Origin of the sequence: Streptomyces sp. NPDC013455 (assembly GCF_040632975.1) — a bacterium.
Taxonomy (GTDB): domain Bacteria; phylum Actinomycetota; class Actinomycetes; order Streptomycetales; family Streptomycetaceae; genus Streptomyces.
This window is the reverse complement of sequence record NZ_JBEYCX010000029.1, coordinates 57,141-69,932: the sequence shown is the minus strand read 5'-3', so window position 1 is coordinate 69,932 and position 12,792 is coordinate 57,141. Positions and strand designations below refer to the sequence as shown.

The following is a 12,792-nucleotide window of genomic DNA, read 5'->3' as shown; positions in this document are numbered from 1 at the left end:
CCTCCGCCTTGCAGCTGCACGCACCAAGCCCCGCTCACCGGCACCACCAACGAACCGCACCCCGGAGTCGGGCTGATCCGAAAGACACGGCCTAGCAGGGCCTGTCGAGCCCGGCGGCCTGTTCCAGGAGGTCGGTCCCGGCGATGGCGTCCGCGCGGGAGGCCGGGACGGTGCAGGCGTAGGCGCCCGCGACCGCTCCGTACCGGGCGCACCGCAGGGGCGGCTCGCCCGCGAGGCGGCCGTAGAGGAACCCGGCGGCGAAGGCGTCGCCGGCGCCGTTGGAGTCCACCACCGGGCCGGGCGGCTCCACCGCCGGTACCCGGGTCAGCTCCCGGTCGGCCAGCAGGTAGGCGCCCTCGGCACCGGCGGTGGCGACGACCGCCTCGGCCCGGCCCCGCTCGGCGATCAGCCGCATGGTCCGCTCGGGGTCGGTCAGGGCGGCGGCCGACAGGAAGACCACGTCGGCCGCGCGGGCGAACGGCTCGTGGTAGGGGTTCTCGCCGTCCCAGTCGTGCAGGTCCGTGGAGAGCGGCACACCCGTCTCGCGCAGGACCGGCAGGGTGTCGGCACAGGGCTGGGTGATCGTCACGTGCACGTGCCGGCTCGCGGTGGCCAGCGCGCGCAGGGTCGCCTCGGGGAAACGGTCGCCGGGGCGGGCGCGGGTCGTGTCGTACAGCGACAGACGGCGGCCGTCCGGGGCGACGAGGTTGACCGCCCGCTTGGTCCCGGCCGGCTGGGGCAGCGCGGTGAGGGCGATGCCGTGCTCACGGTGCAGGGCGCGGACCAGGTCGCCCTCGGGGTCGTCGCCGAGCAGGTCGAGGTGGTGGGTGCGCAGGCCCAGCGCGGTCAGGCCCAGCGCGACGAAGTCCCCGGTCTGCCCGGCCCGGGTGCGGATACCGGAGTCGATCATGTAGCTGTCGGCGTACGGCAGGGGGAGCTCGGGGACCCGGATGACCGTGTCCACTCCGGCACCGCCCAGCACCAGCACATCCGTCGGATCCGCCCGCACGGTCATCCCCCGCTCCCCGTGGTCGTACACCGTCACCCCGCTCCCCCGGCGCGCCAGGCGCCGGCGACGGGGGACTCCCCGCGGGACCGTGTCCCGCCCGCCGGGCCACAGCCTATGCGGGAGACGAGTACGACGGTGGCGTCATCCCGGACACCCCGGCCTCCGGGCCGGTCTCCGAGACGACGCCACCGTGGGCGGTGCCACCTGCTGTGGCCGCGAACCGCTACTTCGTGAGGTCGGCCGGCACCTGGTCGGTGCCCTTGGCCACCCGGCCGCGGACGGCGAACCAGCCGGCCACCAGCATCACGGCGATCAGCGGGATGAGGAACAGGGTCTTGCGGCCGACCTCGGGGTCGTTCCACATCATGCCGAGGCAGACCAGCAGGAACACGATCGTGGCGATCTCCGTGACCGGGCTGAACTTCAGCTGGAAGTGCGGCCGCGCCACCAGGCCCGCACGGGCGCGGCGGACGAACAGCACGTGGCAGAGCATGATGATCACCCAGGTGCTGATGATGCCGAGGGAGGCGACGTTCAGCACGATCTCGAAGGCCTGGCTCGGCACGAGGTAGTTCAGACCGACACCGAGCACGCAGACCGCGCAGGTCAGCAGGATGCCGCCGTAGGGCACCTGGCTGCGGTTCATGCGGGCGGTGAACTTCGGCGCGGAACCGGCCATGGCCATGGAGCGCAGGATGCGGCCGGTGGAGTACAGACCGGAGTTCAGCGAGGACATGGCGGCGGTCAGCACGACCAGGTTCATCACGTCACCGGCCGCCGGTACACCGATCTTGGACAGCACGGTCACGAACGGGCTCTGGTCGGCGGAGTAGACCGAACCGGGCAGGAGCAGCGCGAGCAGCACGACCGAGCCGACGTAGAACAGGCCCACACGCCACATGATCGAGTTCACCGCGCGCGGGACGACCTTCTCCGGCTCGGCGGTCTCGCCGGCGGCCACGCCGACCAGCTCCAGGGCGGCGTAGGCGAAGATCACGCCCTGCATGACCAGGACGACCGGCATCACGCCGTGCGGGAAGATGCCGCCGTTGTCGGTGATGACGCTCAGACCGGGGGTGTGGCCGCCGACCTTGTGCTGGGTGGCGAGCAGGAAGATGCTGATCAGCATGAAGCCGACGATGGTCGCGACCTTGACGATCGCGAACCAGAACTCCATCTCGCCGAAGATCTTCACCGAGATCAGGTTCACGGCGAGGACCACCGCGAGGGCGATCAGCGCCAGCACCCACTGCGGGACCGAGGTGAACAGGCTCCAGTAGTGCGTGTAGAGCGCGATCGCGGTGATGTCGGCGATGCCGGTGGTCGACCAGTTGAGGAAGTACATCCAGCCGGCGACGTAGGCGCCCTTCTCGCCGAGGAACTCGCGCGCGTACGACACGAAGGACCCGGAGGACGGCCGGTACAGGACCAGCTCGCCCAGCGCCCGGACGACGAAGAAGGCGAAGACACCGCAGACCAGGTAGGCCAGGGCGAGTGCGGGGCCCGCGTTGTGCAGACGTCCGCCGGCGCCGAGGAGTAGTCCGGTGCCGATGGCGCCGCCGATGGCGATCATGTTGACGTGGCGGGCCTTGAGGTCCTTGCTGTAACCGGCGTCGCCCGCGTCCGCGGGCGTATGGGCCGCCTGGGGGTGGGCGACGGCCTGTGCCGATTCCACGGCTTCCTTGCTCACGGGTGGTTCACTTCCTGGTGCGCCCGGACCTCGTGGGCCGGGGTTCGTGCAGGTCTTGGCCCGCACCACCCTCGTGTCGCGGCACAGACCAAGGCAGCAGCTTCCCAGAGGGATCGTCCGATATGCGGTGTCCCACGTCACAGAGCGGTTCTTCTCACACGCTCGTCACCGGCTCCCCCCGGGTTTCACACCATTGGTGAGACAGCGATACTGCTGCACATGACGACCGACACCGGGGAGCCCACCCTCACGATCGACGAGCTGGCCGCGCGGGCGGGCGTCACGGTCCGTACGGTCCGCTTCTACGGCACCAAGGGGCTGCTGCCGCCGCCGGTGATCGGTCCGCGCCGGGTCGGCCACTACGGCCGCGAGCACCTGGCACGGCTGGCGCTGATCGAGGAGATGCAGCACCAGGGCATGACGCTCGCGGCGATCGAACGGCACCTGCGGCAGCTCCCGGCCGACCTCGGGCCGCACGACCTGGCGATCCACCGGGCGGTGGTCGCCTCCTGGGCGCCGGACACCGTGGAGACCGTCTCCCGCGCGGAGCTGGAGCGGCGGGCGGGGCGCCCGCTGGCCGAGGCGGATGTGGACCGGCTGGCCGCGATGAGCGTGGTGACGCCGGACGGGGACTCCTACCGCGTGGACTCCGGTCTGCTGCGGCTCGCGGCGCAGCTCCTCGACGTACCGCTGTCGCACGAGACCATCCTGGCCGCGCGGACCGTCCTGGCCGGGCACGCGCGCGCGGCGGCGCACGAGCTGTCGGACCTGCTGCGCGAGGCCGTGGCGGAACGCGACACCCGGGACGTGAAGTCGCTGTCGGCCCATATGCACCCGCTCGTGGTGCAGGCGCTGCTCACCACGTTCCAGCGCGCCCTCAAGGAGGAGCTGCGCCAGTGGCTGGACAGCCCGGCGGACCGGGCGGCCGAGTGACGCCGGGCCCTGCCCCGGGGGCGTGTCCCGCGGCCATGTCCCGGGGCGCGGCGGCCCCGGACCCGGCGGCGCGGCGGCCCCTGACCCCGCGGAACGCGGGGGTGCGGCGTGCCCCGGGGGACGGGGCACGCCGTCCGGGTGAGGGGCTTCAGCGGGCGTCGGTGAAGACCTCGCCGCGCTCGGCCTTGGTCACCAGCAGCGCGGGCGGGGTGAAGCGGTCCCCGTAGCGCTCGGCCAGTTCCCGTGCGCGTGCCACGAACCCGGGCAGCCCTCCCTCGTAGCCGTTGATGTACTGGAGCACACCACCGGTCCAGCCGGGGAAGCCGATACCGAAGAGGGAGCCGATGTTGGCGTCCGCCACGGAGGTCAGGACGCCCTCCTCCAGGAGGCGCACGGTGTCGAGTGCCTCGGAGAAGAGCATGCGCTCCTGCATGTCCCGGAACGGGATCTCGTGCCCGGGCTTCGTGAAGTGCTCGCGCAGCCCCGGCCACAGCCCCGTCCGGGTGCCGTCCTCGGCGTAGTCGTAGAAGCCGGCGCCACCGCTGCGGCCGGTGCGGCCGAACTCGTCGACCATGCGGTCGACGACCGCCTCCGCCGGGTGCGCCGTCCAGGTGCCGCCCGCCTCCTGGACGGCCCGCCTGGACTCGTCGCGGATCTTCCGCGGGAGCGTGAGCGTCAGCTCGTCCATGAGGGAGAGCACCTTGGCCGGGTAGCCGGCCTGGGCGGCGGCCTGCTCGACGGAGGCGGGCTCGATGCCCTCGCCGACCATGGCGACGCCCTCGTTGATGAAGTGGCCGATCACCCGCGAGGTGAAGAAGCCGCGCGAGTCGTTCACGACGATCGGGGTCTTGTTGATCTGGCGGACCAGGTCGAAGGCGCGCGCCAGCGCCTCGTCGCCGGTGCGCCCGCCCTTGATGATCTCCACCAGCGGCATCTTGTCGACCGGAGAGAAGAAGTGCAGGCCGATGAAGTCGGCCTGGCGCTGCACGCCCTCGGCGAGCGTGGTGATCGGCAGCGTGGAGGTGTTGGAGCACAGCAGCGCGTCGGGGGCGACGACCGACTCGATCTCCTGGAACACCTTGTGCTTGACGGCGGTGTCCTCGAAGACGGCCTCGATGACCGCGTCGCAGCCCGCCAGGTCGGCCACCTCGGCGGTGGGCGTGATCCGGGCGAGCAGCGCGTCCGCCGTCTCGCGGCTGGTACGGCCCTTGGCGACGGCCTTGGCGCACAGCTGCTCGGAGTAGCCCTTGCCCTTGGCGGCCGCCTCCGGGGAGACGTCCTTGAGGACGACGTCGATGCCCGCGCGGGCGCAGGCGTAGGCGATGCCGGCGCCCATCATGCCGGCGCCGAGCACGGCCACCTTGCGGACCTGACGGGGCTCGACGCCCCGGGGGCGGTTGGCGCCGGAGTTGACCGCCTGGAGGTCGAAGAAGAACGCCTGGATCATGTTCTTCGCGGTCTGCCCGGTGACCAGCTCGGTGAAGTAGCGGGTCTCGATGGTGCTCGCGTTGTCGAAGTCGACCTGCGAGCCCTCGACGGCGGCGGCGAGGATGTTGCGCGGGGCCGGGTACGGCGCGCCGTTGGTCTGCTTGCGCAGGTTGGCCGGGAAGGCGGGCAGGTTGGCCGCGAACTTCGGGTGGGCGGGGGTGCCGCCGGGGATCTTGTAGCCGGGCTTGTCCCAGGGCTGCCGCGACTCGGGGTTGGCGTCGATGAAGGCACGGGCCTTGGCCAGCATCTCCTCCGGGGTGGCGGCCACCTCGTGCACGAGGCCGTTCTCCAGGGCGCGCCGCGGTGTGTACTGCGTGCCCTGGAGCAGTACCTTCAGCAGCGCGTCCGCGATGCCCATCAGGCGTACCGTGCGGGTGACGCCGCCGCCCGCGGGCAGCAGGCCGAGCGTGACCTCGGGCAGGCCGATCTTGGATCCGGGGGCGTCCAGGGCGATGCGGTGGTGGGAGGCGAGGGCGATCTCGTATCCGCCGCCGAGGGCCGCGCCGTTGATGGCGGCGACGACCGGCTTGCCGAGGGTCTCGATGCGGCGCAGTGCGTTCTTGATCTCGGTCGCGGTGTCGAAGACCCGCTGGGCGTCCTCGGGCCGGGCCCGGATCATGTCCTTGAGGTCGCCGCCCGCGAAGAAGGTCTTCTTGGCGGAGGTGTAGATGATGCCGCGGATGGAGTCCTTCTCGGCCTCCGCGCGCGCGGCGACGGCCGTGATGGAGGCCCGGAAGGCCTGGTTCATGGTGTTGGCGGACTGGGCGGGGTCGTCGAGGACGAGGGTGACGACACCGGTGTCGTCCTGCTCCCAGCGGATGGTGGTGCTCTCGGTCATGACAGTCGTCTCCGTTGAAGTGGCGCGGTTCCGCGGGGAGTTCAGATGCGTTCGATGACGGTGGCGCAGCCCATGCCGCCGCCCACGCAGAGCGTGGCGAGGCCGTAGCGCTTGTCCTGGCGCTCCAGTTCGTCGATGAGGGTGCCGAGGATCATGGCGCCGGTGGCGCCGAGCGGGTGGCCGAGGGCGATGGCGCCGCCGTTGACGTTGACCTTGTCCAGGGACAGGCCCATGTCCTTGACGAAGCGCAGCACGACCGCGGCGAACGCCTCGTTGATCTCGACCAGGTCGATGTCGTCGATGGTCAGACCGGCCTTGGCGAGGGCCTTGCGGGTGGCGGGGGCGGGGCCGGTGAGCATGATGGTGGGCTCGGAGCCGGAGACGGCCGCGGAGACGATCCGCGCGCGGGGGGTGAGTCCGTACCGCTCGCCGACCTCCTTGGAGCCGATGGCGACGAGTGAGGCGCCGTCCACGATGCCGGAGGAGTTGCCCGCGTGGTGGACGTGGTCGATCTTCTCCACCCAGTGGTACTTCTGGAGCGCCACCGCGTCGAAGCCGCCCAGTTCTCCGAGGTCCGCGAAGGACGGCTTCAGCTTGGCGAGGGAGTCGGCGGTGGTGCCGGGGCGCAGGTGCTCGTCGCGGTCGAGGACGACGAGGTCGTTGCGGTCCTTGACGGGGACGACCGAGCGGTCGAAGCGTCCCTCCTTCCAGGCGGCGGTGGCGCGCTCCTGGGACAGGGCCGCGTACTCGTCCACGTCCCGGCGGGAGAAGCCCTCGATGGTGGCGATCAGGTCGGCGCTGATGCCCTGCGGGACGAAGTTGACGTCGAGGTTGGTCATCGGGTCGTTGAACCAGGCGCCGCCGTCGGAGGTCATCGGCACCCGGGACATGGACTCGACACCGCCCGCGAGGACGAGGTCCTCCCAGCCGGCACGGATCTTGGCGGCGGCGAGGTTGACGGCCTCCAGGCCGGAGGCACAGAAGCGGTTCTCCTGCACGCCCGCGACCGTGTCCGGCAGTCCGGCGACGACGGCGGCGATCCGTGCGATGTCGGAGCCCTGGTCGCCGATGGGGCCGACGACGCCGAGCACGATGTCGTCGATGGCGGCCGGGTCCAGGCCGGGGAGCCGGTCGCGGATCTCGTGGATGAGTCCGACGACCAGGTCGATGGGCTTGGTGGCGTGCAGGGCGCCGTTCGCCTTGCCGCGGCCGCGCGGAGTGCGGATCGCGTCGTACACGTACGCTTCGGTGCTCACTGGTATGCCTTTCGGGAGGGTGGGCCGGGCGGGGTGGGCGGGGTCAGTCGCCGTCGGTGACCAGGTCGTGGCGTTCGCCGGTCGGGGGTGCGGGTATGCCCCAGTCGCGGGCGACGGCCTCGGTGTGGGCGCCGGGCCGGGCGGGGCCGGTGCGGACGGTGGTGGGGGTCGCCGAGAAGCGGGGGGCGGGGGCGGGCTGGGTGATGCCGCCGTGGTCGGTGAAGGTGCCGCGGGCGGCCAGGTGCGGATGCGCCGGGGCCTCGCGCAGGCTCAGGACGGGCGCCACGCAGGCGTCGGAGCCCTCGAAGACGGCGGTCCACTCGGCCTGGGTGCGCGACGCGAAGGCGGTGGCGATCCGTTCGCGCAGCTCGCCCCAGCGGGTCCAGTCCCCGTGGGCCGGGGCCGGGTCCTCCAGGCCGAGCAGGCGCGAGAACTCGGCGTAGAACTTCCCCTCCAGGGCACCGACCGCCATGTACCGGTCGTCGGCGGTCCGGTAGGTGCCGTAGTAGGGACAGCCGCCGTCCAGGAGGTTGGCGGCGCGCCGGTCCTGCCAGCCGCCGGCGGCGAGCATGCCGTGGATCATCGAGGACAGGTGGGCCGTGCCGTCGACGATGGCGGCGTCGACCACCTGGCCGGTGCCGGTCGCGCGCGCGTGGTGGAGGGCGGCGAGGACGCCGACGACCAGGTAGAGCGAGCCGCCCGCGTAGTCCCCGAGGAGGTTGGCGGGTACGGCCGGGGGCTCGTCCGGGCGGCCGATCATGCCGAGCGTGCCGGTGAGCGCGATGTAGGCGATGTCGTGGCCGGCGCGGTGGGCGAGGGGGCCCTCCTGGCCCCAGCCGGTCATGCGTCCGTAGACCAGGCGCGGGTTGCGGGCGTGGCAGTCCCCGGGGCCGATGCCGAGCCGCTCGGCGACGCCCGGGCGGTACCCCTCGACGAGGACGTCGGCCCGCTCGGCGAGGTCCAGGACGCGCGCGGGGCCGTCCGGCGCCTTCAGGTCGACCACGATCGAGCGCTTGTTGCGGTTGGTGACGTCACAGGCCGGGTCGATGGCGAGGTCCGCGCCGCCCGGACGGTCCACCCGGACCACGTCGGCGCCCAGGTCGGCCAGCAGCATGGCGGCGAACGGGCCCGGCCCGATGCCGGCCAGCTCCACCACGCGCACGCCGGAGAGCGGGCCGGTGTGCGGCGTCGGTGGCGTCCCTGCCGTTGTCATCGGAGCAGCCCCCAAGCGTGTGACACAAATGATGTAACACCGGTGATGCTAAGAACGTGTTCCACCGGACACAAGACCCCAACGAGCAAGCGCTTAGCGGAGTACCCGGCCCGCCGGGCATCACCCGGGAGAGTGAACGTCTCCACCGGGCGTCAGGGATGGCGCCCGGGGTCCGGCCGCGCTCCGCGGGGCCGGGAGACGACCGTGCGGCCGCCTCCCGGCCGGTCGGGCGTCGGCACGCGCGCCTTTCTCCCGCTTCTTCAGGGCATTCCTGGCCACGGCCACCGCTGCCTCCGGGCTGGTCGTCGGACTCCGCACCCCTCACGCTAGCCTCGGCCACCGACAGCGGCGCGGGCTGCGCGCTCCGCACCACGGGCTGCACGAACCCAAGGGGTGTCATGAGCAGGATGAACAGGACGGACCGTCCGTACGACCTGGTGCTCTTCGGGGCCACGGGCTTCGTCGGCGCGCTCACGGCCCACTACCTCGCCGTGCACGCGCCGCGCGACCTCCGCTGGGCGGTGGCCGGCCGCGACGAGCGGCGGCTGGAGCGGCTGCGGGCGGAGCTTCCCGGCGGCACCGAGGTGGGTGTCCTGCGGGCCGACGTGGACGAACCGGCCACCCTGCGGGCCCTCGCCGAGCAGGCGCGCGTGGTCGCCACCACCGTGGGGCCCTACGTGCTGCACGGCGAGGAACTCGTCGCCGCGTGCGCCGACACCGGCGCCGACTACCTGGACCTCACCGGTGAGCCCGAGTTCGTGGACCTGATGTACGTCCGGTACGACGCACGCGCGCGCGAGACGGGCGCCCGCCTGGTGCACGCCTGCGGTTTCGACTCCATGCCGCACGACCTGGGCGTGTACTTCACGGTGCGGCAGCTGCCGGAGGGCGTGCCGCTGTCCGTGGACGGCTACGTGACCGCCGACGCGGCCTTCTCCGGCGGCACCCTCGCCTCGGCGCTGAACCAGATGGCCCGCGGCCGGCGGATGCTGGCCGCCGCGCGCGAGCGGGCGCGGCACGAGCCCCGGCTGCCGGGCCGCCGGGTGACGGCTCCGGTCGGCGCGCCGAGGTTCGCGCCGGAGGTCGGCGCGTGGGCGCTGCCGCTGCCCACCATCGACCCGCAGGTCGTGCGCCGTTCGGCGCGGGCGCTGGAGCGGTACGGGCCGGATTTCCGCTACCGCCACTACGCCGCCGTCAAGCGCCTGCCGGTCGCCCTCGGCTCGGTCGCCGCCGTCGGCGCGGTGACGGCCGCCGCCCAGGTGCCGCCCGCGCGGCGCTGGCTCTCGGACCGGCTCAAGCCGGGCGACGGGCCGAGCGCGGAGAAGCGGGCGAAGAGCTGGTTCACCGTGCGGTTCGTCGGCGAGGGCGGCGGACGGCGCGTGTACACGGAGGTCGCGGGCGGCGACCCGGGGTACGGCGAGACGGCGAAGATGTTCGCCGAGGCGGCCCTGTGCCTGGCCTTCGACGACCTGCCGCCGGTGGCCGGCCAGGTCACCACGGTCCAGGCGATGGGCGACGCCCTGATCGAGCGGCTGCGCGCGGCCGGCATCACCTTCCGGGTGGCGGCCGCCCGTTAGCCGCCGCGTCCGGTGCGGCGGCCGCGGTCACGCACTCCCCGGCTCCGGCGGGCGCGTCCCCGCGAGCGGGTCCCGGGCCGCCTCCCGGAGGGCCTGCCGGCACAGGGCGTCCGCCCGGCGCGTGGTCTCCGGCAGCCGGAACCGGGGAGTCAGCGCCAGGGTGTGCGCCAGGGCGGTGTCCAGGCTCACCCGGTGGCCGGCGGAGACGAAGACCGGCTTGACGCCGTCCCGGGTGCGCAGGGCGCGCCCGACCTCCTCGGTCCCGGCGAGCAGCGGCGCGCAGGCGCCGCGCTCGGGCCCCGGTTCGTCGTACGTGAAGGTGAACGGGTTCTTGGCGACACCGATGGTGGGCAGGTCCAGCAGCACGCCCAGGTGGCTCGCCAGGCCGAAACGGCGCGGGTGCGCGAGCCCGTAGCCGTCGCACACGACGAGACCGGGCGGGCACGGCAGCCGCTCCAGGGCGGCCCGGACGGTCGGGATCTCCCGGAAGGCGAGGAGGCCGGGCACGTACGGGAAGGAGACGCGGCCGACTGCCGTCGCCTGCGCGACGACGTCCAGCGTGGCGGCGTCCAGGACGACGGCCGCCGCGGCGACCAGGTCCAGATCGTCGTCGTAGGCGACGTCTACCCCCGTGACGCGGCCCGTGCCGGGCGGCGGTCCGGGTTCGTCGAGCACGACCCGGCCGCGCAGCTCGTCCTGGAGGGCGCGGGCCTCTTCCACGCTCGCGGGCCAGCCCGCGGGTACGCCAACGATCGTCATGCCCGCCGACTGTACGGGCCCCCGGCGGGCCGCCCTCGCGCCGGGGTGGGCTCGCGATCGTTCGCGCGCACGGGCGCGCTGACGCTCGCGGATGTGGGGGTGGTCGCGCGCGGGGCGCGTTCGTGTTCGCGGGCGCGGGGACGCGATGTGGCCTGTCCTCGTCAGCCGGCGTGCGCCCCGGAGTACGGTGTCATGGCGCGGAGCGCATGGCTCGGCGGTACGCAGGGCGGCACGCAAGGGGCGGCGGTACGCAGGGCGGCACGCAAGGGGCGGCGCGTCCTACGGCGCACCGGCACACGGCGGGTCCGCCTCCCGGCGGCCGTCACACCCGCGCGGGAGACGGGCCCACGTCCTCACGGTTCCTCTTCCGGGACACCTTCCCCGAGCCGCCGCACGACCGGGCGGCTCAGCCCTTCTTGTCGTCCAGCGCGCGCTGCAGCTGGTCCTTGGTCATGTTCGAACGGCCTTCGATGCCGCGCTGCCTGGCCTCGTTGTACAGCTGGTCACGGGTCGGGCCGTGCGAGCCGGCCCGGTTGCCCGACCGCTGCCCGCCACGCTTGCCGGACGACATGTCCTCGGTCGAGCTGCGGCTGGCGGTCTTGGACTCGCCGGAGCGGGCGCGTTCCTTGTTCACCGTCCGCGCGGCGATCTCCTTGGCGCGCCCGGCGCTCTCGCCCCGGTCCTGCGCGCTCTTCTTGATGTGCTCGTACTGACGCTCGCGCTTGGGGCTGGAACCGGCTGGCATGATCGCTCCCTTCCTTAGCTGCGGGGAACGAGTACCCGCGTTCCCCGCTCCTCACCTCACCGTTCCAGTCGCGCCACCCGCCCCCGCTCGCCGGCCGCCCAGCAGCTCAGGTCGGGCGTGCAGGACACGGTGTCGTGCGAGCCGGTGTCGACCGTCCGCCAGCTGCGGCCGCCGTCGGTGGTCACATCGGTGCCCGTCGGGCCGACGGCCAGCGCGGTGGTGCGGCTGCGCGGGAGCCAGGCGGCACCGGAGCGGTAGGCGGGCGGCGGCGCGGCGGCCGGCCGCCAGGTGCGGCCGCCGTCGGCGGTGACCGCGGCGGACCGCGGCGAGGGCTGGTCGGACCGGTAGTCGCCGCCGACCGCGAGGCCGTGCGCGCGGTCGCGGAAGGCCAGCGCGAAGACGCCCTTCGCCGGATCTCCCGCCGGGACCGGCGTGTCGGCCGCCGTCCAGGTCAGCCCGCGGTCCGCGGAATGCAGTACGCGCGCGCGGGCGCCGCCGCCGGTGGCCAGCCAGACGTCCCGCGGGCCGGAGGTGACCAGGCACTGGCCGCTCGCGGCGAAGCCCGCCTCGCCGTCCAGCGCGGGCGGCATGCCGGCCGGGGACAGCACGCGCCAGGAGCGTCCGCCGTCGGCGGTGGACAGCACCCGGAACCCGCCGTCCACGGGGTCGCTCACCGCGAGGCCGTGGCGGCGGTCGAAGAAGGCCAGGCAGTCGTAGAAGGCCCTCGGGTCGGTGTTGCGGAAGGACTCCGTCCAGGTTTCTCCGCCGTCGTCGGTCCGGTAGATCCGCGACGCCTCGCCCTCGCCGATGGCCAGCACCACCGCACGCCGCGCGTCGAACGCGGTCACGTCCCTGAACTGGAGGTCGGCCGCCCCCGGCGGGGAGACGTTCCGCCAGCTCGCTCCCGCGTCCGTGGTGCGCAGCACCGTGCCCCCCGTGCCGGCCAGCCAGACGGTGCGCCGGTCGACGGCGGCGAGACCCCGGAAGCGGACCTGCGGGGTGCCGGGATCCTTCACCGCCCAGTGCGCGCTCGCCGGTCCGGCGCCGGTCCGCTCCCCCGGGCGGGCCTCGGCGACCGGTACCGCGAGCGCGGCCAGCACCGCCGCGCCCGCCGCCCCCGCCGCCACCAGCCGGTTCACTCGTCCCCTGCGTCGTCGCGTACTCCCCAGGCGCCTCATGGCGGGCGAAGCTAGCCGCCCTGCCGCGGCCCCGTCCAGAGGGCCTCCGCACCACGCGAACGGGAACGGGCGGGAACCGAACACCGTTGCCCGTGCGTTTCCTGTG

Annotated in this window: 10 protein-coding genes; 2 read left to right on the top strand and 8 right to left on the bottom strand. The window is 73.5% G+C overall.

Annotated elements, in window-relative coordinates:
- Window positions 1–91: 91 nt before the first annotated feature.
- Both ABZ576_RS32010 and ABZ576_RS32005 read right to left on the bottom strand, forming a co-directional pair.
- Window positions 92–1,015, bottom strand: a complete 924-nt coding sequence (locus ABZ576_RS32010) for an adenosine kinase (protein WP_360748794.1) — start codon at window positions 1,013–1,015, stop codon at window positions 92–94.
- Window positions 1,016–1,232: 217 nt separating this feature from the next.
- Window positions 1,233–2,699, bottom strand: a complete 1,467-nt coding sequence (locus tag ABZ576_RS32005) for an amino acid permease (protein WP_360748791.1) — start codon at window positions 2,697–2,699, stop codon at window positions 1,233–1,235.
- A gap of 219 nt (window positions 2,700–2,918) precedes the next feature.
- On the opposite strand from ABZ576_RS32005, the gene ABZ576_RS32000 reads away from it, so the two are divergent.
- Window positions 2,919–3,632 carry a MerR family transcriptional regulator gene (locus ABZ576_RS32000; RefSeq protein WP_360748788.1) on the top strand — a complete coding sequence of 238 codons (714 nt, stop codon included), beginning with the start codon at window positions 2,919–2,921 and terminating at the stop codon, window positions 3,630–3,632.
- Window positions 3,633–3,780: 148 nt separating this feature from the next.
- Here the strand turns inward: ABZ576_RS32000 and ABZ576_RS31995 are convergent, their stop codons facing one another.
- Genes ABZ576_RS31995 through ABZ576_RS31985 form a run of 3 tightly spaced genes read right to left on the bottom strand, consistent with a single transcriptional unit; the run spans window position 3,781 to window position 8,427 of the window.
- Window positions 3,781–5,958 carry a 3-hydroxyacyl-CoA dehydrogenase NAD-binding domain-containing protein gene (locus ABZ576_RS31995; RefSeq protein WP_360748785.1) on the bottom strand — a complete coding sequence of 726 codons (2,178 nt, stop codon included), beginning with the start codon at window positions 5,956–5,958 and terminating at the stop codon, window positions 3,781–3,783.
- Between the two features lie 41 nt (window positions 5,959–5,999).
- The gene (locus ABZ576_RS31990; protein WP_360748782.1) at window positions 6,000–7,214 is read right to left on the bottom strand and encodes an acetyl-CoA C-acetyltransferase; all 1,215 of its coding nucleotides are present in this window, start codon (window positions 7,212–7,214) and stop codon (window positions 6,000–6,002) included.
- Between the two features lie 43 nt (window positions 7,215–7,257).
- On the bottom strand, window positions 7,258–8,427 hold the full coding sequence (locus ABZ576_RS31985) for a CaiB/BaiF CoA-transferase family protein (protein WP_360748779.1): 1,170 nt from the start codon (window positions 8,425–8,427) through the stop codon (window positions 7,258–7,260).
- Between the two features lie 398 nt (window positions 8,428–8,825).
- Here ABZ576_RS31985 and ABZ576_RS31980 point away from each other — a divergent pair, with 398 nt between their 5' ends.
- Window positions 8,826–10,004 (top strand): saccharopine dehydrogenase NADP-binding domain-containing protein, encoded by a 1,179-nt coding sequence (locus ABZ576_RS31980; RefSeq protein ID WP_360748776.1) that lies wholly within the window; start codon window positions 8,826–8,828, stop codon window positions 10,002–10,004.
- A gap of 27 nt (window positions 10,005–10,031) precedes the next feature.
- Here ABZ576_RS31980 and ABZ576_RS31975 read toward each other — a convergent pair whose 3' ends face one another.
- The 3 genes from ABZ576_RS31975 to ABZ576_RS31965 all read right to left on the bottom strand — a co-directional run bounded on the left by ABZ576_RS31975 (window position 10,032) and on the right by ABZ576_RS31965 (window position 12,635).
- A complete protein-coding gene (locus tag ABZ576_RS31975) occupies window positions 10,032–10,763 on the bottom strand; it encodes an endonuclease V (protein ID WP_360748773.1) in 732 nt (243 codons plus the stop codon).
- A 406-nt stretch (window positions 10,764–11,169) separates the two neighbouring features.
- Entirely contained in the window at window positions 11,170–11,508 is a 339-nt protein-coding gene (locus tag ABZ576_RS31970; RefSeq protein WP_360748770.1) for a plasmid stabilization protein, read from the bottom strand.
- A 56-nt stretch (window positions 11,509–11,564) separates the two neighbouring features.
- A complete protein-coding gene (locus tag ABZ576_RS31965) occupies window positions 11,565–12,635 on the bottom strand; it encodes an oxidoreductase (protein WP_360748804.1) in 1,071 nt (356 codons plus the stop codon).
- Between the last annotated feature and the right edge of the window lie 157 nt (window positions 12,636–12,792).